General features: G+C 66.5%; 23 protein-coding genes. 11 read left to right on the top strand and 12 right to left on the bottom strand.

What is annotated here, in order from left to right; genetic code table 11:
- Positions 1–205 precede the first annotated feature (205 nt).
- The 10 genes from ABNK63_RS06135 to ABNK63_RS06090 all read left to right on the top strand — a co-directional run bounded on the left by ABNK63_RS06135 (position 206) and on the right by ABNK63_RS06090 (position 8,663).
- Positions 206–973, top strand: a complete 768-nt coding sequence (locus ABNK63_RS06135; protein WP_007804817.1) for an SDR family NAD(P)-dependent oxidoreductase — start codon at positions 206–208, stop codon at positions 971–973.
- A 48-nt stretch (positions 974–1,021) separates the two neighbouring features.
- On the top strand, positions 1,022–1,444 hold the full coding sequence (locus tag ABNK63_RS06130) for a hypothetical protein (RefSeq protein WP_007804815.1): 423 nt from the start codon (positions 1,022–1,024) through the stop codon (positions 1,442–1,444).
- The gene (locus ABNK63_RS06125; protein ID WP_007804813.1) at positions 1,434–1,646 is read left to right on the top strand and encodes a hypothetical protein; all 213 of its coding nucleotides are present in this window, start codon (positions 1,434–1,436) and stop codon (positions 1,644–1,646) included. The genes ABNK63_RS06130 and ABNK63_RS06125 overlap by 11 nt, the downstream gene beginning before the upstream one ends.
- 146 nt (positions 1,647–1,792) lie before the next feature.
- On the top strand, positions 1,793–2,356 hold the full coding sequence (gene yeiP, locus ABNK63_RS06120) for an elongation factor P-like protein YeiP (protein WP_007804811.1): 564 nt from the start codon (positions 1,793–1,795) through the stop codon (positions 2,354–2,356).
- A 41-nt stretch (positions 2,357–2,397) separates the two neighbouring features.
- Entirely contained in the window at positions 2,398–2,718 is a 321-nt protein-coding gene (locus ABNK63_RS06115; RefSeq protein ID WP_050981404.1) for a hypothetical protein, read from the top strand.
- A gap of 225 nt (positions 2,719–2,943) precedes the next feature.
- Positions 2,944–5,025, top strand: coding sequence for an FUSC family protein (locus ABNK63_RS06110; protein WP_350016960.1), 2,082 nt, complete (start codon positions 2,944–2,946; stop codon positions 5,023–5,025).
- Between the two features lie 66 nt (positions 5,026–5,091).
- Positions 5,092–6,126, top strand: a complete 1,035-nt coding sequence (locus tag ABNK63_RS06105; protein ID WP_350016959.1) for an amidohydrolase family protein — start codon at positions 5,092–5,094, stop codon at positions 6,124–6,126.
- On the top strand, positions 6,123–6,641 hold the full coding sequence (locus tag ABNK63_RS06100) for a hypothetical protein (RefSeq protein ID WP_007804802.1): 519 nt from the start codon (positions 6,123–6,125) through the stop codon (positions 6,639–6,641). Before ABNK63_RS06105 ends, ABNK63_RS06100 begins: the two co-directional genes overlap by 4 nt.
- 119 nt (positions 6,642–6,760) lie before the next feature.
- Positions 6,761–8,056 (top strand): kynureninase, encoded by a 1,296-nt coding sequence (kynU, locus tag ABNK63_RS06095; RefSeq protein WP_350016958.1) that lies wholly within the window; start codon positions 6,761–6,763, stop codon positions 8,054–8,056.
- Between the two features lie 106 nt (positions 8,057–8,162).
- Positions 8,163–8,663: a pyridoxamine 5'-phosphate oxidase family protein gene (locus tag ABNK63_RS06090; protein ID WP_007804798.1), complete on the top strand. Its 501-nt coding sequence runs from the start codon at positions 8,163–8,165 to the stop codon at positions 8,661–8,663.
- Positions 8,664–8,673: 10 nt separating this feature from the next.
- Here the strand turns inward: ABNK63_RS06090 and ABNK63_RS06085 are convergent, their stop codons facing one another.
- From ABNK63_RS06085 to ABNK63_RS06030, 12 genes are all read right to left on the bottom strand, one after another.
- Positions 8,674–9,936, bottom strand: coding sequence for a glutamate-5-semialdehyde dehydrogenase (locus ABNK63_RS06085; protein ID WP_350016957.1), 1,263 nt, complete (start codon positions 9,934–9,936; stop codon positions 8,674–8,676).
- Positions 9,933–11,102, bottom strand: coding sequence for a glutamate 5-kinase (gene proB / locus ABNK63_RS06080; RefSeq protein ID WP_350016956.1), 1,170 nt, complete (start codon positions 11,100–11,102; stop codon positions 9,933–9,935). Before proB ends, ABNK63_RS06085 begins: the two co-directional genes overlap by 4 nt.
- Positions 11,099–12,238: an acyltransferase gene (locus ABNK63_RS06075; RefSeq protein ID WP_350016955.1), complete on the bottom strand. Its 1,140-nt coding sequence runs from the start codon at positions 12,236–12,238 to the stop codon at positions 11,099–11,101. The genes proB and ABNK63_RS06075 overlap by 4 nt, the downstream gene beginning before the upstream one ends.
- 15 nt (positions 12,239–12,253) lie before the next feature.
- Positions 12,254–13,558 carry an argininosuccinate lyase gene (locus ABNK63_RS06070; RefSeq protein WP_350016954.1) on the bottom strand — a complete coding sequence of 435 codons (1,305 nt, stop codon included), beginning with the start codon at positions 13,556–13,558 and terminating at the stop codon, positions 12,254–12,256.
- A complete protein-coding gene (argC, locus tag ABNK63_RS06065) occupies positions 13,555–14,526 on the bottom strand; it encodes an N-acetyl-gamma-glutamyl-phosphate reductase (RefSeq protein WP_007804788.1) in 972 nt (323 codons plus the stop codon). The genes ABNK63_RS06070 and argC overlap by 4 nt, the downstream gene beginning before the upstream one ends.
- Before the next feature lie 146 nt (positions 14,527–14,672).
- On the bottom strand, positions 14,673–15,938 hold the full coding sequence (locus tag ABNK63_RS06060) for an acetylglutamate kinase (RefSeq protein ID WP_350017192.1): 1,266 nt from the start codon (positions 15,936–15,938) through the stop codon (positions 14,673–14,675).
- 37 nt (positions 15,939–15,975) lie between these two features.
- A complete protein-coding gene (locus ABNK63_RS06055; protein WP_350016953.1) occupies positions 15,976–17,076 on the bottom strand; it encodes an acetylornithine deacetylase in 1,101 nt (366 codons plus the stop codon).
- Positions 17,073–18,320, bottom strand: a complete 1,248-nt coding sequence (locus ABNK63_RS06050) for an argininosuccinate synthase (RefSeq protein WP_350016952.1) — start codon at positions 18,318–18,320, stop codon at positions 17,073–17,075. The genes ABNK63_RS06055 and ABNK63_RS06050 overlap by 4 nt, the downstream gene beginning before the upstream one ends.
- Before the next feature lie 68 nt (positions 18,321–18,388).
- On the bottom strand, positions 18,389–18,877 hold the full coding sequence (locus ABNK63_RS06045) for an OsmC family protein (RefSeq protein ID WP_007804781.1): 489 nt from the start codon (positions 18,875–18,877) through the stop codon (positions 18,389–18,391).
- Positions 18,874–19,494, bottom strand: a complete 621-nt coding sequence (locus ABNK63_RS06040; protein WP_350016951.1) for an FMN-binding negative transcriptional regulator — start codon at positions 19,492–19,494, stop codon at positions 18,874–18,876. Before ABNK63_RS06040 ends, ABNK63_RS06045 begins: the two co-directional genes overlap by 4 nt.
- Positions 19,495–19,500: 6 nt before the next feature.
- The gene (locus ABNK63_RS06035; RefSeq protein WP_007804777.1) at positions 19,501–20,508 is read right to left on the bottom strand and encodes an N-acetylornithine carbamoyltransferase; all 1,008 of its coding nucleotides are present in this window, start codon (positions 20,506–20,508) and stop codon (positions 19,501–19,503) included.
- 405 nt (positions 20,509–20,913) lie between these two features.
- Positions 20,914–21,444 (bottom strand): glycine zipper 2TM domain-containing protein, encoded by a 531-nt coding sequence (locus ABNK63_RS06030; RefSeq protein ID WP_007804775.1) that lies wholly within the window; start codon positions 21,442–21,444, stop codon positions 20,914–20,916.
- Between the two features lie 189 nt (positions 21,445–21,633).
- Here ABNK63_RS06030 and cysS point away from each other — a divergent pair, with 189 nt between their 5' ends.
- Positions 21,634–23,004, top strand: a complete 1,371-nt coding sequence (gene cysS / locus ABNK63_RS06025) for a cysteine--tRNA ligase (RefSeq protein WP_350016950.1) — start codon at positions 21,634–21,636, stop codon at positions 23,002–23,004.
- The last annotated feature ends 59 nt before the right edge of the window (positions 23,005–23,063 follow it).

Below are 23,063 nucleotides of genomic sequence, written 5' to 3'. Positions count from 1 at the left end.
CCCGCAATGATGGAATGAACCCCGAAAGTCCTATACCGACCCGACCGACCTGACCGATCCGACCTGGAGGCTCGACGCCAACATGGCCGGGATCACCCCAACGCCGCGTGAATCCCCTGTCGCGACAGGCTTTGGCGTTCAGCCTGCAGTGGCGGGCGCCGGTCGGCTAACATGGCGGTTTTCGGCACTGGCTCCAAGGATTCCCATGCAGCTCGATCAGGTCAAGGCAATCATCACCGGCGGGGCTTCCGGCCTCGGCAACGCGGTAGCGCAGCATTTGGTGGCCCATGGCGGCCAGGTGGCGCTGTTCGACGTCAACGAGGACAAGGGCCACGCCGCGGCGAAGGAACTGGGAGCCACCGCCCGCTTCTTCCGCACCGACGTCACCTCCGAGGACGGCGTGGCCACCAACGTGGCCGCCGCGCATCACGCGATGGGCGGCCTCAACGTGGTGATCAACTGCGCCGGCATCCTGGGCGCCGGCCGCGTGCTGGGCAAGGAAGGCGCGATGCCGCTGGCCACCTTCTCCGGCACGGTGATGGTGAACCTGGTCGGCAGCTTCAACGTGGCCAAGGCCGGCGCCGCGCTGATGCAGAACAACGAAGCGGGCGAAGACGGCGAGCGCGGCGTGATCATCAACACCGCTTCCGTCGCCGCCTACGAAGGCCAGATCGGCCAGGCCGCCTACTCGGCATCGAAAGGCGGCGTGGTCGGCATGACCCTGCCGATGGCGCGCGAACTGGCCCGCTTCGGCATCCGCGTGGCGACGATCGCCCCGGGCATCTTCTGGACGCCGATGGTCGACGGCATGCCCGAGTCCGTGCAGCAGTCGCTGTCCGCCTCGATCCCGTTCCCCCCGCGCCTGGGCCAGCCCAACGAATACGCCAGCACCGTCGCCTTCATCCTGGGCAATCGCTACATCAACGGCGAGACGATCCGGCTGGACGGCGCAGTGCGCTTGGCAGCGAAGTAAGATATCGACCCGGTCAGGCAGCAAGTCACTGCGACAAGGAGAAGCGAAATGATCAGTCCAGAAGACATCTACATTTTGGATGTAGCCGAATTCACAAAAGACCTTTACCGAATGGGAAACGGTACATGGCCGGCGTTTACGGAAGATCGGGCACGCACCGATATAGTTATCATCAAACAGGATGGCATCGAGACCGTTCAAGCCAATGGCAATGGTTTTTCAGCATTTGATCATTTGACGCCGATCATGAGGAAGCCTGGCAAGAAGATATGGCGCATCAAGAAAGGAGCACAAATTCCTTCCGAGCTCAAGTTGGTCAAAGATAAACGCCCCGGCCATGAAGGCCATTACATGATCGCCCCCGCAAATAATATGCCGCTGAAAAAGTATCTGGGGGCACTCGAAGAGCTTGGACTGGACAGAACTCGCGTTCAGTTGCTCGCCTCCGGGAGTATTTCGAATGTCGGCTAAAGGATTCCATCCCATCGTCAGCGAATATCATTTGCTCTGGGAAGCGCTCAAGCACTACGAAAGTCGACTCGAGAAGCTCTCGGCCATGTCCACTGACGAAGATCAACAGTTGAAATACGACGAGAAAATCCAGGATTTGCAAGGGATCTTGCAGTCACTCAAGATTGCTGCAAAGGAAGAGTACCAACTTATTCTAGGTTGAAAACGAATAGTCGTGAAGAAAACAGGAGGGATCATCTTCACGAGCTCTGGGCAAATTGCCCAGTCCATCTGAAACATCATTGTCAGCGCGCCCCTCCTTTCGCCCTGTCTCCCTCCCTGACCTCACTTCAACGCCCTTGTGAATTTATGAAAGCTTCCGACGTCAAGAAAGGCAACGTGGTCGAGCATGACGGCACCGTCTACCAGGTGCGTGACATCGAGCGCAGCTCGCCCAGCGCGCGTGGCGGCAACGTCACCTTCCGCTTCACCCTGTATTCGATCCCCGGCGCACGCAAGTTCGATCTCAGCCTGCGCGCCGATGACGAGTTGCGCGAGATGGACCTGGTTCGCCGCGCGGCGAACTTCTCCTACATGGATGGCGACGCGTTCGTCTTCATGGACGCGGAGGATTACACCCAGTACCTGCTCTCGCCCGAACTGGTCGGCGACAACGCCGGCTACGTCGTCGAGGACACCGAAGGCTATTACGTGCAGCTGATCGACGACGCGCCGGTCGGCCTGCAGGTGCCCACCAGCATCGTGCTGACCGTGGTCGACACGGCTCCGGAAATGAAGGGCTCCAGCGCCACCAAGCGCAACAAGCCGGCGAAGCTCAACACCGGCATCGAGGTGCAGGTGCCCGAGTACATCAGCAACGACGAGAAGGTATGGGTGAACACGCTCACCGGCGAGTTCGCCGGGCGCGCCTGAGGCCGCTGATGCAGGCGAACCGGCGCGGGCGAGGCAGCAGGTTGGCCCTGCTGTTCGCCGCGCTGGTCATCCAGGCGGCTTCCGCGTTGCCCGCCCGGGCGGGCGACGCGGACTGGCCCCGACCGGTGACGAAGTTCATCGCACGCAGCGAAAACTGCCTGCATTTCGCAGGCGAATTCGGCGGTGACGGCTCCGCGCGCGATGTCGCGGTCAATCGCCGGATGGACGAGTTGCGCTGCAACGCATTGCCGCGCGACCTCAAGACACTGCGCAAACGCTACCGCAACGATCCACGCATCAGCGAGCGGCTGGGCGCCTTCGACGAAGACGGCATGCCGGCGGACGCCGGGGCGGACGACTGAGAGGTTGTGAGTTTTTCAACCTCTCAGGTCGGCCAGGCACGGCCGACCGCGGATCGGGCACGCCAGTGACTGATCCGCGTGAGCACGTCCGGGCACGTACCGGACGCGCGATAGAAGAAAACCACAGGACGTGGTTTTCTTCACAGGCCCTGAGCGGCTGCGCGCCACGACCTGCGCCCGCGTAGTGCAGAATCAACGTTCCCACGTCACCGCGACCCGATATCCATGCCCCCCAGCGGTTATTCGCTACGCGCCCACGCGATCGAAAGCCTCACCGTCATCAAGCGGCCGGACGTGCCGTGGCGGGTGGTGGTGCGCAATACCGCGGCGGTGGTGCTGCCACTGGCCGTGGGCATGGCCACCGGCTATCCGCAGATCGGCCTGGGCGTGGCCGCCGGTGCGCTGGACACGATGTTCTCCGACCAGCCGGGGCCATATCGCCAGCGCATGCGCCAGCTGCTGCTGGCGTCGCTGGCAGCCGGGCTCGCCGCGCTGGTCGGCTTCCTGATCGGCGGGCAGCTGCTGCCCATGCTGATCGCCACGGCCGCCTGCGGTTTCTTTGGCGGGCTGCTGGTGGTGTTCGGCACCGACACCGCGCGGGTCGGCATGACCAGCATGATCCTGCTGGTGATCACCGCCTCCACGCCGAGCTCGCTGGGACACGCCTTTGGCGGCGCCGCGCTGATCTTCGCCGGTGGCCTGCTGCTGACCTCGTTTTCGCTGGCCGCGTGGCCGCTGCAGCGCTACTGGCCGGAGCGTCTGGCACTGGCCAATGTCTACAGCGGTCTGGCCGCGCTGGCCCGGCAACAGAACCACGACGACGCCGAGGTGCCGGCGCTGACCGAGGCGATGACCACGCTGCAGCAGACCCTGCTGGGTCGCCACCGCGCCCATGGCCGCGCGATGGAGGCCTTCGGCGTGTTGCTGGAACTGGCCGAGCGGATCCGGCTGGAACTCACCGCGATGAGCGAGCTGCACGCGGACCCGGCAATCCACGGCCTGTTCCGCGACGACGCCGCGCGGGTGCTGGCGGCCATTGCCACCGCGCTGGAACAGGGCGAGTCGCCAGAGCAGGCCGGTCGTGCACTGCAGACCTTGCGCGCCAGCGAGCAGGCGCTGCTCGATGGCGGTGGCACGCTGCACGGACTGGCCGCGCACATCCATGCGCTGGCCGGCCAGCTGGCCGCCGCCGTGCGCAACGCCGACTGGGCCGGCAGCCGCGGCGAGCTGCGTGCCAGCGCGGCGGAAACCCGCCTGCCGAAGGCCTTGCGCAGCAGCTCGGCCCTGGCCACCTTGCGCGCCAGCCTCACCCCGCGCTCGGTGGCGTTCCGGCATGCCGTGCGGATGGCGGTCTGCCTCAGCGTCGCCTTGTGGGTCTCGCGTCTGCTGCAGTTGCCCCACGGCTACTGGCTGCCGATGACCGCGGCGATCGTGCTGCGGCCCGACTTCGCCGCCACCTTCAATTTCGGCCTGCTGCGCGTGCTCGGCACCGTGCTGGGCCTGGTGCTGACCACGGTACTGCTGCACATCACGCCCGACGAACCCTGGGCGCACCTGGCCCTGATGGCGGTGCTGTGCATGGCCTTCCGCTATCTCGCCGGCGCCCACTACGGCATCGCGGTGGCGACGCTGACCGGCACCGTGGTGATCCTGCTGTCGTTCGAGGGCGTCAATCCCGGACTGGCGGTGTCGGACCGGGTGATCAACACCGCCCTGGGTTGCGGCATGGCCTTGCTCGCCTACGTGGCGTGGCCGACCTGGGAGCGCGGTCGCGCCCGTGCCGCGCTGGCGGTGATGCTGGATGCCTACGCCAGCTATCTGCACGCGTTGGCGCAACCCGCGCAGACTGCCGCCCATCGCGACACGCGCACCGCGGCGCGCACCGCCCGCACCAACGCGCAGGCCTCGATCGACCGCATGCGCACTGAACCGGCCACGCCACCCGAACTGCTGGCGCTGGCACGCGCGCTGTTCGCCAACGGCAACCGGCTGGCGCGCACCGCGATGACGCTGGAGGCCACCCTCGACGATCTCTCTACCCTGGACCAGGCGGCCCTGGGCCGCTTCGTCGAACAGGCTGCCGGCAACCTGCAGGACCTCGCCAACGCGCTGCGCGAACAGCGCATGGCCGACGCCCTGCCCGACCTGCGCGCCATGCAGCGCGCCCTGGTCGCCTCGGTGCGGGAAAGCGACGACCGCGTCGCCGCCGACCTGCTGGCGCGGATCAGCGACCGTCTGGTGGACAACATCAACACCCTGGCCCACGTGATGAACCGCAGCCGCTCCGACGGCGCGCCGGCCCCGTAAACCATCCCGCCGCACGCCTCCGCACTGCGGCGCGACGCCGCGGCGCGGAGGTTTTACACTGCGCGGATGCTCAAGATCGATACCCACGCGCACATCCTGCCCCGCGACTGGCCGAACCTGGCCGCCAAGTACGGCGACGACCGCTTTCCGGTGATGACCCATACCGACGGGCGACACCGCATCTACAAGGACAGCCGCTTCTTCCGCGAAGTGTGGGATTCGGCGTTCGATCCGCAGACGCGCATCGACGACTACGCCCGCTTCGGCGTCGACGTGCAGGTGATCTCCACCGTGCCGGTGCTGTTTTCGTACTGGGCACCGGGCCACCAGGCACTGGAACTGCATCGCCATCTGAACAACCACATGGCCGGGTTGTGCCGCGACTACCCGCGCCATTACGCCGGCATCGGCACGGTGCCGCTGCAGGCGCCGGACCTGGCCATCCGCGAGCTGGAGCGCTGCATCGACGAGCTGGGCCTGCAGGGCGTGCAGATCGGCTCGCACTGTGGCGACTGGAACCTGGACGCGCCCGAGCTGTTTCCCTTCTTCGAGGCCGCCGCCGACCTCGGCGCGGCGATCCTGGTGCACCCGTGGGACATGATGGGCATGGCCAGCATGCCGAAATACTGGATGCCGTGGCTGGTCGGCATGCCGGCCGAGCAATCGCGCGCCGCCTGCTGCCTGGCCTTCGGCGGCGTGCTGGAACGCCTGCCGAAACTGCGCGTGATGCTGGCCCACGGCGGCGGCAGTTTCCCCTCGACCATCGGCCGCATCGAGCACGGCTTCAAGATGCGCCCGGACCTGGTCGCCACCGACAACCCGCGCAACCCCCGCGAATACCTCAAGCGCTTCTATTTCGACTCCTGCGTGCATGACGACCAGGCGCTGCGCTACCTGCTGGATGTGACCGGGGTCCGCCAGGTAATGCTGGGCACCGACTATCCTTTCCCGCTGGGGGAGCAGGAACCCGGCAGCGGCATCGAGGCGCTGGGCCTGGACGACACCGACCGCGCGCGGCTGTTCCACGGCACCGCGCTGGAATGGCTGGGCCTGCCTCTCCATCGCTTCGCTCCCGATTCCCTTTCGAAGGCATCCGCATGAACCTCCTGCGCAGCACCACCCTCGCCATCGCGTTCGCCGCCACCCTGCTCGCCACGGGCGTGCACGCCACCGACGTCAGCATGGCGGACGGCACCGTCACCTTCAGCACGCCCGACAGCTGGCTGGGCATCATGGAAACCCAGGGCGACCCCGAAGCCCACGTGTTCCAGGTGCCCGACCCCTCGCCCACCGGCAGGAACAGCCTCGCCCGCGTCACCGTCACGGTGAAGCAGGTCGCCGACGTCAACAGCTTCAACCAGTACCGCAGCGAAGCCACCGCCAAGGCGATGGCGCTGCCCGGCTACAAGGTCGCCGACACGCCGCCCGGTCCCAACAGCAACATCTACACCGCGCAGGAAAACGGCACCGCCTTCAGCTACACCGAGCACTACTGGTTCAAGAACGGCCACGCCATCCAGCTGCGCTGCATGCGCCCCAGCGAAACCCAGGCCGGTGCCGCCTGGAAAGCCGAGTTCGACAAGGGCTGCGCCGCGCTCGCCGCGCAATTGAAGTAACTCGTACCGCTCCCTCCCCTGCAACGCAGGGGAGGGTTGGGGTGGGGTCGCTCTGGCTCCTCGCCTCACCCGACCTCCCCTGAAAGCAGCCGGAGGCTCCGACTCCAAGAGAAATCCCGATGTCCGTCACGTTCGAAGCCACCCACGACTGGGCCAATGCCCGCGACGCCGCCGATCCGTTGCGCGCGTTCCGCGACGAATTCCTGATCCCGCCGCACGAAGGTCGCGACAGCCGGCCGTCGGACAGCGTGTACTTCTGCGGCAACTCGCTGGGCCTGCAGCCACGCGCGGTGCGCGAAGCAGTCAACGCGGAACTGGACTACTGGGGCGAGCTGGGCGTCGAAGGCCACTTCAAGGGCCGCCTGCCGTGGATGGACTACCACGAGTTCGTGCGCGACGACCTCGCCGCCGTGGTCGGCGCGCTACCCGTCGAAGTGGTGGCGATGAACACCCTGGGCGTGAACCTGCACCTGATGATGGTCAGCTTCTACCGCCCCACTGCCGAGCGTCCGGCGATCCTGATCGAGGGCGGCGCGTTTCCCACCGACCGTTACGCGGTGGAGTCGCAGATCCGTTTCCACGGCTTCGATCCGGCCACCGCGCTGATCGAACTGCAGCCGGACGAAGCCAACGGCACCACCTCGCTCGCCGCGATCGAACGCGCACTGGCCGAACACGGCTCGCGCATCGCGCTGGTGATGCTGCCCGGCGTGCAGTACCGCACCGGCCAGGCGTTCGACCTCAAGGCCATCACCGAACTCGGCCACCGCCACGGCTGCACCGTCGGCTTCGACCTCGCCCACGCCGTCGGCAATCTGCCGCTGCAGTTGCACGACAGCGGCGCCGACTTCGCGATCTGGTGCAGCTACAAATATCTCAACAGCGGCCCCGGCGCCGTCGGCGGCGCCTTCGTGCACGAACGCCACGCCAAGGCCGTGCTGCCGCGCTTCGCCGGCTGGTGGGGCCACGACAAGACCACCCGTTTCCAGATGGGCCCCGAGTTCCAGCCCACCATCGGCGCCGACGGCTGGCAGCTCTCCAACCCACCGATCCTCGCGTTGGCCCCGCTGCGCGTATCGCTGGAAATTTTCCGCCGCGCCGGCATCGCGGCACTGCGCGAAAAATCCCTGCAGCTCACCGGCTACCTCGAGTGGCTGGTACAGACCCGGCTCGCCGACGTGCTGCAAGTGGTGACTCCCGCCGAACCCGACCGCCGCGGCGCCCAGCTCTCCATCCGCGTCATCGCCGGCCGCGAACAAGGCCGCGCCCTGTTCGAACACCTGATGGCCAACGGCATCATCGGCGACTGGCGCGAACCCGACGTCATCCGCATCTCTCCCGCGCCGCTGTACAACCGGTTCGCGGATTGCCTGGCGTTTGCGGAGGCGGTCGGCCAGTGGCATCGAACCGGCTGACTCCGACTCGCGGCGCATCACCCAGTTGCCACCGGCTGCACGTCGATTTCATCGGATATTGAGCCCTGCCCGTTGATGATGCGGTTTTCAACCGGCAGGAAACCTCATGAAGAACGAAGCACCGCGTGACAGCGACCTGTACAAGCTGGGCGAGATGATCGATGACATCGAGGTGGCGATGATGACCACGCATGCAGCGGACGGCTCGCTGGTCAGCCGTCCGCTGCAGACGCTGAAGATCGATGCCAACGGCGAGATCATCTTCTTCACCGCCGCCAACAGCCACAAGGTCGAGGAACTTACCGACGACGCGGAAGTGAACCTCGCGTATGCGCATCCGGGCGAAGCGCGCTACGTTTCGGTGCGGGGGCGGGCGCGCATGGATCGCGACGAGGACACCATCGGCGAATTGTGGTCACCGGTGCAGAAGGTCTTCTTCCCGGAAGGGAGAGACGATCCGAACCTGATGGTCCTGCGCGTGCGGGTGCGCGATGCGAACTACTGGGAAGCGGAAGGCAATTTCATCGCACGGGCCTTCGACCTCGCGCGCGGCATGCTCGACGACGAACCCGGCGATCTGGGCAAGCAGGGACATCTGGAAGGCTGAGCGCCCCCGTTCAGATCCGGCTCTGCGGATGCCTCACCTGCCCTTCCCCGCGCACCACGAAGCGCTCCACCGTGAGCGCCTCGGCGCCCATCGGGCCATAGGCGTGCAGGCGAGTGGTGGAAATGCCGATCTCGGCGCCGAGGCCCAGCTCGCCACCATCGCTGAAACGCGAGGAGGCGTTGACCATCACCACGGCGGAACGAATCGCCTGCACGAAACGTAAAGCAGCCGCTTCGTCGGCGGTGGCGATGACTTCGGTGTGGTCCGAACCGTAACGGCGGATGTGGGCGATCGCTGCATCGAGATCGTCGACCACGCGCACCGCCAGGATCAGGTCCAGGAATTCGGCGGCGTAGTCGTCGTCGGTCGCGGGCTGGATGTCGGGTACCAGGGCGCGACTGGCTTCGTCGCCGCGCAGTTCGACGCCACGTTGGCGCAAGGCCTGCGCCGCGCGCGGCAGGAAGCTGGCGGCGACAGCACGATGAACCAGCAGGGTTTCCAGCGCATTGCACACGCCGGGACGTGAGGTCTTGCCGTCGATCAGCAGGTTCAAGGCGAGCTCGGGATCGGCGGCGCGATCCACGTACAGATGGCAGACGCCCTTGTAGTGCTTGATCACCGGCACGCGCGCGTGCTCGGCCACGAAGCGGATCAGGCCTTCGCCGCCGCGCGGGATCGCGAGGTCGACGACGTCGATGAGCTGCAGCAATTCCACCATCGTCTCGCGGCGCAGGTCCTCGACCAGGGTCAGCGCGGCAGCAGGCACGCCGTGCGCTTCCAGGGCGGACTTCAACGCGGCGGCGATCGCGGTGTTGGAATGGATCGCCTCGGAACCACCGCGCAGGATCACCGCGTTGCCCGCCATCAGGCACAGCGCAGCGGCGTCGGCGGTGACGTTGGGGCGCGCCTCGTAGATCATCGCGATCACGCCGAGCGGGATGCGTACGCGCTCGATCGACAGGCCGTTCGGCCGCGTCTCGCGGCGGGTCGTCACGCCAACCGGATCGGGCAGCTCGGCCACCTCGCGCAGCGCGCTGGCGATACCGGCGATGCGCGCCTCGTCCAGCCGCAGGCGGTCGAGCATCGCACCCTGCACGCCCTTGTCGGCGGCCGCCTGCATGTCGCGCGCATTGGCCCGCAGCACCTCGGCCGAACGTGCTTCCAGTGCGCCGGCCATGTCGCGCAGCAGGGCCCGCTTCGCGTCGCTGTCCAGCGCGGCGACGACCTGGGCGGCATCGCGACAGGCCAGCGCCTGCTCCCTGATCGTGCTCATGCGCTGATCTCCTGGCCCGGCGCGACCGGGCTGTCCATGGTGATGAGGTCGTCGCGATGCACCACTTCGTCGCCGTAGCTGTAGCCGAGCACCCCGTCGATCTCGCGGCTGTGCCGGCCGGCCAGTCGACGCACCTCGGCGGCGCCGTACTGGCTGATGCCGCGTGCGATGGCGCGGCCGTCGGCATCGGCGATCTCGACCAGGTCGCCGCGATGGAACTCGCCCTGCGCGTCCAGCACGCCGCCGGGCAACAGCGAGACGCGACCGCCGGCCAGTGCGCGCGCCGCGCCCGCGTCGACGCGAACCCGTCCGCTGGCCGCCGGGGCATGGCGCAACCAGTATTTGCGTGCCTGCATCCGGCTCGACGACGCGGCGATCAGGGTGCCGCGCAACTGGCCGTCGCGCAGCGCCTGCACGGTGGCCGCCTCGCGACCGCTGAACAGCACGGTGGCAATGCCAGCGGCCGCAGCCTTGGTCGCGGCTTCCAGTTTCGTGCGCATGCCGCCGGTGCCGGCCACGCTGCCGCTGTCGCCGGCCATCGCCAGGATCTGCGGCGTCAGCGCGGCCACATGCGTGATCGGCGTGGCGGCCGGGTCGCGGCGCGGGTCGGCGCTATACAGCGCATCGACGTCGGAGGCGATCAGCAACAGGTCGGCATCGACCAGCGCCGCCACGATCGCGGCGAGGTTGTCGTTGTCGCCAAGCTTCAGCTCGTCCACCGACACGGTATCGTTCTCGTTGATCACCGGCAGCACGCCAAGCTGCAGCAGCTCGCGCAGCGTGGCGCGTGCGTTGAGGTAACGACGGCGGTTGCGCAGGTCGTCGTGGGTCAGCAGCACCTGCGCCACCGGCCGCGCGGACAACGACTGCCACAGCGCGATCATCGGCGCCTGCCCCAGCGCCGCCAGCGCCTGCCGCGCGACCAACCCGCCACTGTCGCTCGCATGCTGCCGCAACAACGCCCGTCCCGCCGCCACCGCACCGGAAGACACCAGCACCACTTCACGGCCATCGGCATGGCTGGCCGCGATGAAACCCGCCAGCGCTTCGGCGTAGCGCGGCGTGAGGCCGCCACCATCGGCGGCAAGCAGGTTGCTGCCCACCTTCAGCACGGCGCGGCGCCATGGCGGCAGAGACTGACTGGTGATTTCCCGCGACGTCCTCATGGCGCGCGATCGCCGGAGGCAGGCAATGCAATAACCGAAGCACCTGTACCCGGGATGCCCTGCAACGATAGCGCTGCATCCGGCTTGGTCTGTTCACCTGCCGGGCGCAGCGCACCGGGCAGATAGCGCTTGAGATCCAGTGCCGGCCGTTCGACGAAGTGCCATGAAAGCACCGCACAAACCATGACACAGACGGCCGACACCAGCAGACCCAACCAGTACGGGTGATGGATGCCCATCAGCGACAAGGTCAGCTGCTGCAGCATGTACGCGTAGATGTAGATGCCGTAGGAGAAGTCTCCAAAACGGCCCAAACGGCGTATCACCGGGGTGGAAAATGTGCCAAGGCGGATGACCAGCCAGGGCAAAAGCAGGAACAGCGCGGTATAGCCGTGGTCCAGCGCCACCGCTCCGGCGGCAGCCACCGCGAGCGCGCCAGTCATCCACAGGCCGCGTTTGCGCCAAATGTCGCGGAAGTGGTAGAGCAGCACGCCGTAGCAGAAGTAACTGCCGTACTCGCAGCCAAAATCCGGCCGAAGGAACCGTGCCTGGGGATTGTGCTGGACGTCGAAGACCAAGAAGATGTAAGCCGCATATCCGATGATCAGCAACAGCAGCAGGTAGCGAAAACGGGGGCGCAGCAGACCGCACAGTCCGGCCAGCATGAGAATGCCGTACCAGCGCACTTCGATCGGAATGGTCCACAGCGAGCCATTCACCCCCGGAAACAATGCGTGCTCGAATACTCCAGGCAAGAACAGGCGAATGCCAAAATACAGCTGGGAAAAATAGTCCCAGGTGACCGGTGAGCGAAAGTAGTCACCCAGAGGGGTCTGCGTGACCAAAGGTCCCAGCACCAGTGCCGCGACGACCGTGACCACGGCCAACCCCGGCCATACCCTCAGGAAACGCTTGGCGGCGAAACGCAGGACATGCGGGTCCCGGTCCCAGCTTTGCGCCACCAGGTAGCCACTGACCGCGAAAAACACGAGGACGCCCATGGTGCCCAGCGTCAGCAGTCCAAACGGCTGAGGTTCCGGACGCCCGCTCAATGCGGCCTGATGCGCACAGAGCACCGTGGATGCAGCCACCAACCGCACCGCGTCGAAGTTGTTGGATGGGTGCTGACGTGACATGGATCGAGTGTCGCCTCAGTCTGCCACGCGCGCAATCGCGGCGAGTCGCGCGGCCAGTTCGTCCAGCCGAAGATCGGCGGCCGCACCAGGTGACACGCGCTGCGCCAGGCTGCTTTCCGGTGTACGTCCTTCGCCGGCTGATACAGCCGACTCCGCCGCGGCGCGATACGCGTCGCGGAACGGCACGCCGGCGGCGGCCTGCTCGATCGCCACGTCGGTGGCGTACATCGCCGGTTCGATCGCCGCGCGCATGGCCGCTTCGTTCCAGGCGAATCGCGCCAGCAAGTCAGGCACCAGTTCCAGCGCCATCAGGCCGTGGCGCACGCCGTGGAAGATCGAGCCCTTGGAGAACTGCAGGTCGCGCTGGTAGCCGGAGGGCAGCGACAGCAGTTGCTCGATCTCGGTGCGCGCGGCGGCCACGCTGGCGTAGCTGGCGCGCAGCAGCTCGATCACGTCGGGGTTGCGCTTGTTCGGCATGATCGAGCTGCCGGTGGTGTACTCGGACGGCAGCTTGACGAAGTCAAACTCGGCGGTGGTGAACAGCGACAGGTCCCAGGCCAGCCGGCGCAGATCGAGCAGCGCGCCGCCGATCGCCTCCAGCACCGCCATCTCGAACTTGCCACGCGACAGCTGGGCGTAGATCGGGCTGACCTGCATGCGGGCGAATCCCAGCGCCTGCGTGGTGTGCTCGCGGTCGAGCCTCAGGTTCACGCCGTAACCGGCTGCAGTGCCGAGCGGGTTGGCGTCGATCAGCCCCAGCGTCTGCCGCGCACGCAGGGCATTGTCGATGAAGCCTTCGGCGAAGCCGGCAAACCACATCGCCGTGGAGGACACCACCGCCCGCTGCAGGTGGGTGTAACCCGGCAGCGGCACGGCCGGCTGCGCGGCACGATCGAGGCAGACTTCGGCGATCGCGCGGCAATGCGCTTCAAGCGCGACCAGCTTGTACTTCAACCACAATCGCGTGGCAACCAGGATCTGGTCGTTGCGGCTGCGGCCGGTATGCACGCGGCGACCGGCGTCGCCCAGGCGCTCGGTGAGGCGTGCCTCGATCGCCGAGTGGCCGTCCTCGAAACGCTCGTCCAGCACGAACGCGCCACTGGCGAAATCCACCGCCAGCGCATCCAGCTCGCGCTTCAGCGCCGCGGCCTCGTCGGCGCTGACCACGCCGATATTGGCCAAGCCTTCCACGTGCGCCTTGCTGGCGGTGATGTCGTGCGGGAAGAACTCGCGATCGAGCAACACGTCGTCGCCGGCGAGGAACTTCATGATCTTCGCGTCGATCCGGACGCCGGATTTTTGCCACAACGGCTGAGTCATCGTGAAGTGTCCTGTAGCAGCGGGATGGCGGTGTATTCATCCACGCCGATCGCGCGGTTGATGTTCTGCATGGCTTGCGTGGCGGCGCCTTTCAGCAGGTTGTCCAGCGTGGCCACCACGACTACCCGCTTGCCGTCGGTAGACATCGCGAAGCCGCCGATCTCGGCGTGGTGCTGGTGGGCGATGCGGCTGACCCACGGCGCATCATCCAGGACGGTGACCAGCCTCTCGCCCGCGTAGGCAGCATGAAAGCGCTGCAGCACTTCCTCGCGCTTCAGCTGACGGCTGAGGTACAGGTTGCTGGTGACGGTGAGGCCGCGGAAATGCGGCGCCACGTGCGGCATGAATTCCACCGGCACGCCGAGCTGAAAGGAAGCCTCCTTCTCGTGCATGTGGCCGGTAAGTGCATACGGCATCAGGTTGTCGCGCAGCTTTTCCGGATCGTTCTTGTCGGACGGCGTGGTGCCCGCGCCGGAGTAGCCGGACACGCCGAAGCATACCGGCGGGGCTGCCAGCAGGTCCTTCAGTGGCGCGATGGAAAGCTGCATCGCGGTGGCGTAGCAACCGGGGTTGCTGATGCGCCGCTCGCCCCGCCACTGGTCGCGGGCGAGTTCGGGCAGGCCGTAATACCAGCGCTTGTCGAAGCGATAGTCGGCGGAGAGGTCGAGGATGATCGGATCGACACCGGCCTGGTCGAACGCCTCCACGCAGGCCGCCGCCTTGCCGTTGGGCAGGGCCAGGATCACCACGTCGGCACCGAGCTTCGGCAGGTCCTCGTGTGCCGGCGCGCTATAACGCAGTTCGCCGCGATACTCGGGCACGTGGGCGTCGACGCGCTGGCCGTCCAGCTCGCGCGAGGAGACAAAGCTCAGCTCCAGCGCCGGGTGCGCCGCGATCAGGCGGATCAGCTCGGTGCCGGTGTGGCCCCGCGCGCCGACGATGCCGATGGTTTTCTTGTCGTGTGTCACCGATCCACTCCTGCGATGCTTCTTTCTCCTCCCCCTGCATGGCAGGGGGAGGTCGGGAGGGGGTGAGGCTTTTGATCTTCACAGCAAGATCAAGAGCGACCCCACCCCAGCCCTCCCCCGCATGCAGGGGAGGGAGTTGGTCTTGCTCAATCCACCAGTGTCGGCTGGCGCTGCGCGCAATGCGCCACGCAGCGGAAAATCGTGTCGAGGTCCTCGATGCCGTACCAGAACACCTTCCAACGCGGCTGCTTGATGCAGCCGTCCGACTCGGCGTAGTAGAAAATGTTGACCTGGTTGCCGTGGCGCGAACGCCAGAACAAGCGCGGATTTTCCTCGCGCATCACCTGCCACACCGCCCGGCCCAGGCCTTCGCCCTGGGCGTCATCGAGCACGGCGAACTTGTCCAGGTACGGCAAGCCGTCCTCTTCGGTGAGGACCATCGCGGCGCGGTAGTTCTCGCTGACGTAGATGCGAAGCGGCTTCGTGCGCTCGAAGTAATCCGGCACCAGGGCACGGCCGAAACTCGATTCGATCAGCGTGCGCATGCGTGGCAGGTCGATGCCGTCCCACGAGTCGAACGTCAGCACTTTCTCGCCGCGCCGGACCAGGGTGCCGGAACCCTTGTGGGTGAACAGCTCCTTGGCCAGTTCCGCCGGACGGGTGATCGACACCGATGACGTCAACGGCAAATCGGCCAGCAGGTCGGCGATCTGCTCGATCTTCAGGCGCATGCCGCCGTTGATCCACGGCTGCGCCATCAGGTGGTCGAACTCGGTCGACAGGTTGATCGAGTCGATCAGCTTGCCGTGCTCGTCGAGCAGTCCACCGGTGCCGGTGAGGAACACGATCTTGTACGGCTGCAGCATGCGTACCAGTTCGTTCGCGGCGACGTCGGCGTTGACGTTGAGGATCTGTCCCTCGTCGGTCTCGCCGAGGCTGGCGATCACCGGGATCGAATTCGCGCGCAGGCTGGCCTCGATCGGCGCCAGGTTGATGCTGTCGACCTTGCCGACCATGCCGTAGGTGTCGCGATCCAGGTAGCTGGCCAGGAACACCCCCGACGGCACCGCGGTGGCGCGGGTATCCATCGACTGCAACGCTTCCACCAGCTTCAGGTTCTGCTGCATGAATACGCGGCGCACGATGCCCAGTGCCTTCGGCGAAGTCACGCGCAGGCCGTTGATCGTCTGCTTCTCGATGCCGGCAGCGGCCAGCTCCTCATCCAGTTGCGGACCGGCGCCATGCAGCACGATCGGGGTCAAACCCACCTGCTGCAGGAAGGTCAGCGACGAGGCGAGGTCGGCCAGCTCGTCGCGCAACACCGCGCCGCCGACCTTGACCACGGCGAAACGCTTGGCATCGACCTCGGAGAAGCGCTTGAGGTATTGCTGGATTTCCTTCGCACTGCCCATGCTCGAAAGCAGGCGCACGATGGTCTTGCGGGTGTGCTTATGCGTTTCCACTGGTGACGATCCGGTAAATGGTTTCTGCGTACTGCTGCAATTGGTCGAGCGCGACCCACTCATCGGCGCTGTGTGCCTGGGCGATGTCGCCGGGGCCGTAGACGAAGGCGGTGTAGCCGGCAGCGGAAAACAGCGCCGCCTCGGTCCAGAAGTCCACCGCGTTGCCTACCGGAATGCCCAGCTCGTCGGCGAGATCGCGTGCGACCAGCCGGTTCGCTTCGGCGTTCGCGGTGTCGCCGGCGGGCAGCGAGGCGCCGCGGAAGGTTTCGGTGAACTCCACCGGCTGCGGGTCGACCAGCGTGCGGAAGCGCGCCAGCAACTGGTCCGGGTCCATCGTCGGCAGCGCACGGAAACCGAAGCGCACTTCCGCCGCGGGCGCGATCATGTTTGCCTTGATGCCGCCCTCGACCCGGCCGATGTTGAAGCGCAGGCCGGTGAGTCCGCCGAAGCGCTCGTGCGACTGCGCCGCCACGAAATCCAGCGCCGCATTGCCCCAGCGCATCGCCTGGTGCAACGCGCTGTCGCTGGGCTGCTGCTCGCCCGAGGCATGCCCGGCGTGGCCGGCGAAGCGCATCAGCACCGACTGGATGCCGCGATGCGCCAGCACCGCCTCGCCCCTGGTCGGCTCGGCCACGATCACCGCCTCGTAGGCATGCGCATCGCGCAGGAAGCCGGCGATGCAGCGCGGATCGTTCGCCTCTTCATCCGTGCTGAACAGCAACGCCATGTCGCCATCACCGGCATTCGCCACCGCCAGCAACGCCGCGGCCGCACCCTTGATGTCGCAGGCGCCGAGGCCGATCGCGCGATCCGCGGTCACCCGCAACGCATGCGGATCGGCCGTCCACGCCGGCGAGTCCGGCACCGTGTCCAGATGCACGTTGAACAGGTATTTCGGCTCGCCGCGCACCGCATGCAGCGCCACCGCACCGGCGCCGAAGTCGGTCACCGTGACTGCGAAGCCGGGCAGCTGCGCGCGCAGGTAGTCGAAGATGCCGCCGGTGTCGATCGCGCGCGGCGGATTGCGTGTGTCGAAACCGACCAGCGCTTTCAGATGCTCCAGCGTGGCGTCCAGCAGCGCGCTCATCCGCGATTGACCTCGGCCCACAGCGTGCTGCTCATGCCGAACAGCTTGATGAAGCCTTCGGCTTCCTCCACGCCCCAGTCGGCCGACTGGGCGTAGGTAGCGCCCTTGGCGTTGAGGATGTGCTTCGACTCGACGGCGACTGCGCCCACGCTGCCGCCGTTCGTCTCCAGCGTCACCGTGCCGTTGACGGTGGACTGGCTGGAGGCCAGGAACGCTTCCAGGTCGGTCTTCAGCGGGTCGTGGAAGAAGCCTTCGTAGACCAGTTCCACCCACTTGCGCGCCACCTCGGGCTTGAAGCGGTTCTGCTGCTTGCTGAGCACCGCCTCTTCCAGCGCGCGGTGCGCGGCTAGCAGGGCGGTGAGGCCCGGTGCCTCGAAGATGATGCGGCCCTTCAGGCCGATGGTGGTGTCGCCGGTGTAGAGACCACGACCCACGCCGTACCGGGCGAACAGATGGTTCAATTTCGCCAGCATGGCATGTCCGGCGATCTTCTCGCCATCCAGCGTCACCGCTTCGCCGCCCACGAAACCGATCTTCACCTGCAGCGGTTTGGACGGCCATTCGGCGCGCGGCTTGCACCAGCCCACCGCGCCGGCACCGGGCGCCTGCCACTGGTCGATCTCGCCGCCGGACATGGTCAGGCCCAGCAGGTTCTCGTTGATGGTGTAGGCCTGCTGCTTGGCGCGTACGCCGAAGCCGCGCTCCTCCAGGTACTTCTGCTCGTAGGCGCGGGTCTGCGTGTGTTCCTTCTGGATCTCGCGGATCGGCGCCACGATCTGGTAATCACCCAGCGCCTTCACCGCCAGGTCGAAACGCACCTGGTCGTTGCCCATGCCGGTGCAGCCGTGCGCGATCGCCTTCGTGCCCAGTTCAGCGGCGCGCTTCAGCGCGGCTTCGACGATCAGGTAGCGATCGGAGACCAGCAGCGGGTACTGGCCCTGGTAGCCCTCGCCCGCCCACACGAACGGCTTGACGAAGCCCGCCCAGATCGCCGGACCACCGTCGATGGTGACGTGGCTGGCCACGCCCAGTTCCTTCGCGCGGGCCTCGATGAAGGCCCGCTCATCGGCGTCGACGCCGCCGGTGTCGGCGAACACGGTGTGCACGGCCCAGCCGCGCTCCTGCAGGTAGGGCACGCAGAAGCTGGTGTCGAGGCCGCCGGAGAAGGCGAGGACGATGTCCTTGCCTTCTCCGTTGGAGGGAACGGGGAATGGGGAATCGGGAATGGTGGGAGCATTCGACATGGTGGTAATCCTGAAGGTATGGGTGAAGCGCAACGAGCAGAGTGCGAAGGACTGTTTTTGACGATTCCCTATTCCCGATTCGCCATTCCCTGCTCCACGACGATGCGCGGCTCGCAGCGCACCGGGAAATTCACGGAGTTGGCAATGAAGCAGGCGTGGTGGGCCGCTTCGTGCGCGGCCTCGGCCTTGGCCGGATCGCTGGCAGCGCTGATCGTCACCAAGGGACGCAGCACCACTTCGACGAAGCGGCCGCCGTCACCTTCGGTGACCATCGTGCCTTCGGCGGCGTCGGTATAAGCCGTCACCACCACGCCGGCCACGGTGGCCATGTGCAGGTAGGACAACATGTGGCAGGTCGACAGCGCGGTGACCAGCATGTCTTCCGGATTGTGTCGGGTGGCATCGCCGCGGAAGGTCGGATCGGACGAGCCGGCCAGTTCGGCTTTCCCCGCGATGCGGATCACATGGTCGCGGCTGTAGTTGCGATAGCCGTCGGTGCCCGTGCCGAGGTTGCCGGTCCATTCCACGTCGACGCGATAGCGATGCTGGTGGTTCACGGCGTTGGCTCCTGTCGGGTCATCAGTGCGGCCAGTTCCAGGTCGCCATCGCCGTCCCGCTCGCGCAGGCCGGCAATCACGCCGGCACGATTGCGGGCAGGATGGTTCTGGCTCAGCTTGAACTTGCCTTCGATGCGGTCGATGCCGATTTCCAGACCGACGATGGCGCGCAGCGACTTTTCGACGTGGTCTTCCGGCGCGTCACCGACCTTCCACGGTTGGGGCTGAACCGCCTCATGGTGGTCGGTCAGTGTCTCCAGCAGCCGACGCAACCAGGCCGCGTCATCGATCACGTTCAAGCGACCATGCACGTGCACCACGGCGTAGTTCCACGTCGGCACCTCGCGCCCGGTCTCGTGCTTGCTCGGATACCAGTTCGGGCTGATGTATCCATCCGGCCCCTGGAAGATCAGCAGTACCTCGGCGCCGTCCTGCTGTGCCAGCTCGTTGCCGCGAGCGACATGACCATGCAGCACGCCATCGACCAGCTCGAACGGCAGGTGATTGGCGGCCAGCCCACCGCTTCCGCGGGTCACCACGGCAGCGAACGGGTACGCGCGGATCAGCCCGTGCAGGAGCTCGATCCGCGTTTCATGGAAATGCTTCGGCGTGTACATGCCGACTCAGCCCTGCCCGATCAGTGACGCCATCACCGCCTTCTGCACGTGCAGGCGGTTCTCGGCCTCGTCGATGGCGATGCAGTACGGCGCATCCATCACCGCGTCGGTGGCCTTGATGTTCCGGCGCAGCGGCAGGCAATGGCTGAACAGGCCGTGGTTGGTCAGCGCCATCTTCGCCTCGTCGACGATGAAGTGCCTGTTCGCCTCGCGGATCGGCTTCTCCTTGTCCCACTGGCCGAAGAACGGCAACGCGCCCCAGCTCTTGGCATAGACCACGTCGGCACCGGCGTAGGCCTCCTCGATGTCGTGGCTGACCTTCAGCGAACCGCCGTTCTGCTCGGCGTTCAGACGGCCAAACGCCATGTAGCGCTCGTCCAGCACGTAGTCGGGCGTGGGGCACAGCAGGGTCACGTCCATGCCCATCTTGGTGGCGATCAGCAGCGCGGAGTTCGCCACCGCGGTGTTCAGCGGCTTAGGATGGTAGGTCCAGGTGAGCACGTACTTCTTCCTGGTGAGGTCGCCCAGGTGCTCCTTCATCGCCAGCGCGTGAGCCAGTTCCTGGCAGGGGTGGGTGATGGTCTCCATGTTGATCACCGGCACCGTGGCGTACTGGGCGAACGCCTTGATCACCTTGTCCTGCCGGTCCACCGCCCAGTCCTGGAACTTCGGGAAGGCGCGCACCGCGATCAGGTCGACGTAGCGGCTCAGCACGCGCGCCACCTCGGCGATGTGTTCCTCGGTGTCGCCGTCCATCACGCTGCCGACCTCGAACTCGATCGGCCACGCGTCCTTGCCCGGCGCCAGCACGACGGCGTGACCACCGAGCTGGAACGCGCCCAGCTCGAAGCTGGTGCGGGTGCGCATCGACGGATTGAAGAACAGCAAGGCGATCGACTTGCCGGCGAGCTGCGGGCCAAGCCGATCCCGCTTGAAGGCGGCAGCCTGCTCCAGCAAGGCGTCGATCTCGGCGCGGCTGTAGTCCTGGGTGGTGAGGAAGTGCCTGATGGTCATGAGTGAATGCTCTTGTTTGAAGAGTCCGGCCATGGGTGGACGGGGCGTTGCGTTGGACCCGCGCGAAGTACAACCCGAAACGGAAAACCCGGCGCAAGGGCCGACCAGCTTTTGATCAAAACAAAAAAACCCGGCGCAGAGGCCGGGTTTTGTCGTCGATGCACCTTGAAACGCGTGCGACTGCCTACCCGGCCGAGTATCCATGCAACGGTCGGCGCGCACGCGACGTCATGCCAGCGGCCGCGCGGGCGCTGGTCAGTACGGTGGCGGTATAGACGGCTGTCGACATGAGGATTCCGGGTGAATGCCGGGCATCATGCCGGCAATTTCGCTGCCATGCAACAGAAAATTCGGGTGTACCGAAAAGCCACGCCGCCAACAGGTGGCGGCGTGGCTGACGGATGGTCAGTCGGCTGGATCGACCCGCACCCGGACGCGCAGGCGCTCGCCGGGGTCGTAGCTCAGGCGCGAGGTGTAGACCTCGCCGCGATAGCGGTACTCCACGTCGTAGCCGATGATCCGGCGCTGCTCGCTGACCGAACTGACCTCGCGGCACTGGGTCTGGGTGGTTTCGTAGTCGCGGCCACGGTTGGCCCGGTTGCCGATCGCGCCACCGGCCACGGCGCCGGCCACGGTGGCAGCCTTGCGCCCGTCGCCCTTGCCCACGGTATTACCCAGCACGCCGCCGATCACGGCGCCGAGCACGGTGCCCGCGGTGCTGTTGCCGCCTTCATGGCGCACCACCGGCTGCTCGTAGCATTCCTGCCGCGGCACTTCGGTGCGGGTCACGCCCTGCACCGGGTCGGCGCGCAACACATCGGCCCAGCCGTAATGGGCATTGTCATCCGTGCCGGAGTTCGCGTAACGCACATCCTGCGCACAAGCGCCGCCCGCCGCCAGGGCGAGTGCGAGCGCGGATATCCACAGCTTGGTCATCACGACCTCCCGATTACTTGAGCGTCAATCGCGCAGGTGCGCGTTCTGGTGGCCATTGCAGCAAATTCACGCTGAATACACCCTTAGAATCAGCCACCGGGGCGCTTGCGCGACTCGGCCACTTACACCTTGTTAAGATGCCTGGCTGGCCGAACCCCTGCCCGGACGGCCCATGCCGCGGACTCCACCATGCCGATATCGCTCTACAACAGCCTGACCCGTCGCGCCGAACCGTTTGCCCCGCTCGACCCCGAGCGCGTGACGATGTATCTGTGCGGCCCTACCGTCTACAACTACGTTCACATCGGCAACGCGCGCGGACCGGTGGTGTTCGACGTGCTGGTGCGCCTGCTGCGGCGGCATTATCCCCACGTCGTGTATGCCCGCAACATCACCGACGTGGACGACAAGATCAACGCCGCCGCCCAGCAACAGGGCGTGCAGATCGACGCGATCACCAACCGCTTCGCCCAGGCCTATCGCGACGACATGGCCGGGCTCGGCGTGGCGCCGCCCGACATCGAGCCGCACGCCACCACCCATATCGCGCAGATCGTCACCATGATCGAGGCGCTGATCGACGGTGGCCATGCCTATGCCGCCGAGGGTCACGTGCTGTTCGACGTCGGTTCGTTCGCCGATTACGGCAAGCTGTCCGGCCGCGATCCCGATGAACTGATCGCCGGCGCGCGGGTGGAAGTGGCGCCGTACAAGCGCAATGCCGGCGACTTCGTGCTGTGGAAACCATCCACCCCCGAACTGCCGGGTTGGGACAGCCCCTGGGGTCGCGGCCGTCCCGGCTGGCACATCGAGTGCTCGGCGATGAGCGCTGCGCACCTGGGCGAAACGATCGACATCCACGCCGGTGGCGTCGACCTGCTGTTTCCCCACCACGAGAACGAGGTGGCGCAGTCGACCTGCGCCCACGGCGGCAAGCTGTTCGCACGCTGGTGGATGCACAACGGCATGCTGACGTTCGATGGTCGCAAGATGTCCAAGTCGCTGGGCAACGTGCTGCTGCTGCACGAACTGCTCAAGCTGCATCCGGCCGAGGCCCTGCGGCTGCGCCTGTTGAGCGGCCATTACCGACAGCCGCTGGACTGGTCCGAAGCGGCCATCCAGCAGGCCACCAGCACGCTCGATGGCTGGTATCGCGTGCTGCGCGACCTGGCCGACGTGGTGTTGCCGGCGGGCGAGCTGCCGGTGCCGCCGCGGATCGAGGCCGCGTTGTGCGATGACCTCAACACGCCGCAGGCGCTGGCCGAACTGTCCGTGCTGGCTGATGCCGCGCGTCAGTCCGGGAGTGCCGAGGCCAAGGCCGCGCTGCTCGGTGGCGCTGCCTTGCTCGGCCTGCTGCAACAGTCGCCGGAAGCATGGTTCCGGCGCGGCGACGAGGCGATCGACGAGGCGCGCATCGAGGACCTGCTCGAACAGCGCCGCGTCGCCCGCGTCTCGCGCGACTTCGCCCGGGCCGATGCGATTCGCGACGAACTTGCCGCGCTCGGCATCGCCATCGAGGACGGTGCCCAGGGCACCCGCTGGAGCATCGTCAAGGCCTGATGCATCGGGCCGCCGATGCCACGGATTTCATTTCCCGCCCCGGTGCGCGCGATAATGCC

This window comes from Rhodanobacter sp. IGA1.0 (assembly GCF_040208325.1).
Lineage (GTDB): Bacteria > Pseudomonadota > Gammaproteobacteria > Xanthomonadales > Rhodanobacteraceae > Rhodanobacter > Rhodanobacter spathiphylli.
The sequence above is the reverse complement of the archived record's forward strand: the minus strand, read 5'-3'. Positions and strand labels throughout refer to the sequence as shown.